The sequence below is a fragment of the Sphingomonas sp. genome, from assembly GCF_040398505.1.
Classification (GTDB): Bacteria; Pseudomonadota; Alphaproteobacteria; order Sphingomonadales; family Sphingomonadaceae; genus Sphingomonas.
In genome coordinates, this window is record NZ_JBBATX010000137.1 from 1 (window position 1) to 4,584 (window position 4,584).

Sequence of the window (4,584 nt, forward strand, 5' to 3'; positions counted from 1 at the left end):
TTGCGCATTGCCGTAAAAGCCGACCGCCGCCTTGCGGCTGAGCGGCGTGATGTAATTGATCGCCGGCTGCCAGACATAGCTGCGATGCGCGCCGGTCACACCCTGGCGATAGCTGACCGACACGGCCAGCCGGTCGTACGGGCTGGTGATGATGCCGGTCTTGCCAAGGCCGGCATAGCCGCCGAGCTCGAGCGTCGTGCTGCGCTTGCCCAGTGCGCGGATCCGCGGGTCGTCGATCGTCGACAGCGTCGACCGGTCGAAATTGAGCACGACGATCGGCCCGAACTGGAGGTCGATCTTCTGGCCCGGGCGATTCGGGATCAGATCGACGCTGCCGCGGTTACCGATCACGGAAAAGTTGAAGCCCTTGACCGACCCGATCGCGACCGGGCCGGGCGAGATGCGGTAATGATCCGACCCGTCATAATCGGGAACATAGGCCCCGCCAATGCCGACCGTAACGCTGTCCTTATTATAGTCGTCGGCAATTTGCGCGTCGGTCGCGGCGGACGAAGCGGCGTCTTGCGCAACGGCGGGAGTGGTACCGGCCAGAATAAGGACGGCGGCAGCGGCGAGAAAACGGGGATCGATCACGCGTGGCTCCAAAAACAGGGGGGTTGGGCCGTAACGCCGCCGCGATGCTTTGGGTCCGCGCGTCGGCGTCAGAACAAGTAGCGCATCCGTACCTGTTGCGTTTCGGCATCACTGGCCAGCGTGAAGCGCGCGGCGGCGAAGCGCGGTGGCCCGAAGGTGACGGGGGGGTTGCGCGAAAAGCCGAAACCTTCGCGCGGGATGCCGGCGAAGGTGTCGAGCTTGCGATTGCCATTCTCGTCATGGATGACGGCGACCGCATAATCCCCGCGTGCGAGCCCGTCGAAGCGGATATTGGTCGCACTGGCCGGGATCGAGCGCGTTACGGCCTCGGCATCATCGATGCAGGCCGGGAAATTCTCGGGATCGGCGGTCAGGCAGACGCGGACGAACCCTTTGTGCGAGCGCAGGTTGGAGACATCGACCGACAGTTCACCCGTCGCCACTGCTCCGGGCAGCGACAGCAACGCCGCTGCGCCCAGGCCGCTTGCCAGTGCCAGCTTGCGCATCGGCTGCCCGAGCATGGCTTTTGACGAAATCGCCGACGCCGCGATCGGTGCCGCAGATCCGGTCCCAGAAACGGAAATAGAGTCCATAATTGCCCCGATACAGTTCGTGGTGGCGTTGATGATGACTCGCCGTGATGAGCCAATCCCCCAATCGGCCTTTCCACATGAATGCAGGAAAAACTTCCCACCCCATGTGATTTGTTACCCCCATAACCGTCATTATGCCCAACACCAACCCAAGCGCGCCGACGTGGATCGGAATCCCGAACACGAGTAGCGGAATTATCACAGCGCCGGTGACCGCTTCGATCGGGTGAAACGCCATCGCCGCCCAGGCGGTGGGCGGACGGCTTTCGTGGTGGACGGCATGCGCGATGCGGAACGCGCGCGGCGTGTGCATCCAGCGGTGCGTCCAGTAAAACCAGCTGTCATGCGCAAACAGATACAGGAAAACCGAGACCGGCATGTACCATAAGGGCCAGGCGTGGAGGTCGGCATAGAGCAGCGTCCAGCCGTGATTTTGCCACCCCCAGGCGACCACCCCGGCGGGAATGCCGTAGATGAGTGCCGAGGCCAGGCTCCACGCGATCTCGCGCCGGATTTGGCGGCTGAGGCCGGTATAGAGGCCGGGATATCTCGCCCGCGTCGCGACATCGAACGCGCCCGACACGATCACGTACCGGATCCCGACGATCAGCGACATGACGAGCGCCGAGGCGGTGATGGCGATGGGGATGGCGAGCGGAATGGCAAAGAGCGTGGTCATCGCCGCGAACCGTACACGCGTCGAAGCGATCCGTCACGCGCGCGCGCTTGCACCACAGCGCATTTCGAGTATCGCTCTTCACCATGCCGACCACCCACATTTGCGACTTGGCCATTGTCGGTGGCGGGCTGGCCGGTGGTTTGATCGCGCTCGCTTTGGCCAAGAAACGGCCGGGACTCGACGTGCGCATCGTCGAGGGTTCGGCGTCGATCGGCGGCAATCATCTTTGGTCGTTCTTTGCCAGCGACATTGACGAGGGCAATCGCTGGATCGTCGCGCCGCTGATTTCTTATGGCTGGACGCAGTATGACATCGCGTTTCCGGCGTACACAAGGACGCTGAAGAGCCCCTATTATTCGATCGAATCCGAGCGGCTCGACACGGTCGTCCGCGCAACGCTGCCGCCGGGCGCGCTGATGACCGGGCGCAAAGTGCTCGCCGCCGGCCCGACCGCGGTCGTCCTCGCCGATGGCGACCGGATCGAAGCGAAGGGCGTGATCGATGCGCGCGGCCCGGGCGATCTCAGCTTGCTCGATCTGGGCTGGCAGAAATTCATCGGCATGGAATTCGCGCTCGATGAGCCGCACGGCGTCGACCATCCGATCGTGATGGATGCGACGGTGCCGCAAATCGACGGCTATCGCTTCGTCTATACCTTGCCCTTTTCGGCGACGCGGCTGTTCGTCGAGGATACCTATTACAGCGACACGCCCGATCTGCACCGCCCCAAGCCGGGTAGCGGCAGCAACGCCGATCCGATCGCGGAGCGCGTGCTCGACTATGCCGCTGCGCATGGCTGGCAGACGCAGCATATCGTGCGCGAGGAATCGGGCGTGCTGCCGGTGACGATGGGCGGCGATTTCGAGGCCTATTGGCAATCGGGCGGCAATAAGGTGGCCAAGGCGGGGATGCGCGCTGGCCTGTTCCACCCGACCACGGGCTATTCACTGCCCGATGCGGTGCGGATGGCGGCGCTGATCGCCACTGCGAGCGACCTGTCGGGGGCGGGGCTGCACGCCCTGACGCACGATTACGCAAGAAGGACGTGGAAGGCGCGCGGCTTCTACCGTATGCTCGACAAGATGTTGTTCCGCGCTGCCGACCCTGAAGAGCGCTACCGGGTTCTCGAACGTTTCTATCGGCTCGATCCGCAGCTGGTGCGGCGCTTTTATGCCGGGCGATCGACGCTGTTCGACAAGGTGCGCGTGCTGAGCGGCAAGCCGCCGGTGACGATCCCGCGCGCGATGCGCGCGATCGGCTTGCTGCGATCGGCCAAGTCATGACCGGGCGGACGGCGATCGTCATCGGTGCGGGCTTTGGCGGGCTCGCGCTGGCGATCCGGTTGCAATCGGCCGGGGTTGAGACGGTGATCGTCGAGGCGCGCGACAAGCCCGGTGGCCGCGCGTACGTCTGGGAAAAAGACGGTTTTACCTTCGATGCCGGTCCGACCGTGATCACCGATCCGCCGTGCCTGCAGGAACTCTGGGCGCTGACCGGGCGCGACATGGCCGATGACGTCACGCTGGTGCCGGTGATGCCGTTCTACCGGCTCAATTGGCCCGACGGGGTTTCGTTCGATTATTCGAACGACGAAACCGCGCTCCGCGCCGAAATCGCCAAGCTCAACCCCGAGGATGTGGCGGGCTATGCCAAGTTCCTCGATTATGCGGCGGGCGTGTATGAAGAGGGCTATCGCAAGCTCGGCCATGTCGCCTTTCTCGACTTTGCGGCGATGATCAAGGCAGCACCCGGGCTGTTCAAATATCAGGCGTGGCGCTCGGTTTATTCGGTCGTCAGTTCGTACGTGAAGGACGAGCATCTGCGCCAGGCGCTGTCGTTCCATACGTTGCTGGTCGGCGGCAACCCGATGACCGCAAGCGCGATCTACGCGCTGATCCACAAGTTGGAGAAAGACGGCGGCGTGTGGTTCGCGATGGGCGGGACCAACCGGCTGATTGCCGGCATGGTCACGCAGTTCGAGCGCCTCGGCGGCGTGCTGCGGTTGAACGACGCGGTGGTCGACATCGCAACGATGGGCGACCGCGCGACCGGCGTGACGACCGCGAGCGGATGGCACAAGGATGCCGACATGGTCGCGTGCAATGGCGACGTGATGCACATCTATCGCGATTTGCTGAAATCCTCGCGCAGTGCGCAGCGCACCCGCAAGGCATTGGTGCGCAAACGCTATTCGCCGTCGCTGTTCGTCGTGCATTTCGGGATCAAGGGCGATTGGCCGGGGATTCCGCACCACATGATCCTGTTCGGGCCGCGCTATCAGGGGCTGATGGCCGATATTTACGATCACGGCGTGCTGCCCGAGGATTTCTCGCTCTATCTCCACCACCCGACCGTGACCGATCCGTCGCTCGCGCCCGAGGGGCATTCGACCTTCTACGTGCTCGCGCCGGTGCCGCATCTCGGCAAATTCCCGGTCGATTGGGACGAGATCGGGCCGATCCTCGAAAAGCGGATTCTCGATGAAGTCGGGCGGCGGCTGATCCCCGATATTCACGAGCGGATCGTGACCAAATTCTCGTACACGCCGAAGGACTTTGCGGGCGATCTCAACGCGCATCTCGGCAGCGCCTTTTCGCTCGAACCGATCCTGACGCAAAGCGCGTGGTTTCGCGTGCATAATCGCGACGACCATATTCCGAACCTGTATTTTGTCGGCGCGGGTACGCATCCGGGGGCGGGGATTCCCGGCGTGGTCGG

Annotated in this window: 5 protein-coding genes; 2 read left to right on the forward strand and 3 right to left on the reverse strand. The window is 63.7% G+C overall.

The annotated features are described in order from the left end of the window. From ABWP09_RS13030 to ABWP09_RS13040, 3 genes are all read right to left on the reverse strand, one after another. Positions 1-594, reverse strand: a 594-nt coding sequence (locus tag ABWP09_RS13030; protein WP_353205556.1) for a MipA/OmpV family protein, incomplete at its 3' end; no start/stop codon positions are given. 68 nt (positions 595-662) lie between these two features. After that, positions 663-1,100 carry a DUF2141 domain-containing protein gene (locus tag ABWP09_RS13035; RefSeq protein WP_353205557.1) on the reverse strand — a complete coding sequence of 146 codons (438 nt, stop codon included), beginning with the start codon at positions 1,098-1,100 and terminating at the stop codon, positions 663-665. Then, positions 1,024-1,866 carry a sterol desaturase family protein gene (locus tag ABWP09_RS13040; protein WP_353205558.1) on the reverse strand — a complete coding sequence of 281 codons (843 nt, stop codon included), beginning with the start codon at positions 1,864-1,866 and terminating at the stop codon, positions 1,024-1,026. Before ABWP09_RS13040 ends, ABWP09_RS13035 begins: the two co-directional genes overlap by 77 nt. A gap of 83 nt (positions 1,867-1,949) precedes the next feature. Between ABWP09_RS13040 and crtY the strand changes: the two genes are divergently transcribed. Together crtY and ABWP09_RS13050 are read left to right on the forward strand one after the other, a co-directional pair. Further along, positions 1,950-3,149, forward strand: coding sequence for a lycopene beta-cyclase CrtY (crtY, locus tag ABWP09_RS13045; RefSeq protein ID WP_353205559.1), 1,200 nt, complete (start codon positions 1,950-1,952; stop codon positions 3,147-3,149). After that, on the forward strand, positions 3,146-4,584 hold a 1,439-nt coding region (locus tag ABWP09_RS13050; protein WP_353205560.1), incomplete at its 3' end, for a phytoene desaturase. The genes crtY and ABWP09_RS13050, both read left to right, overlap by 4 nt.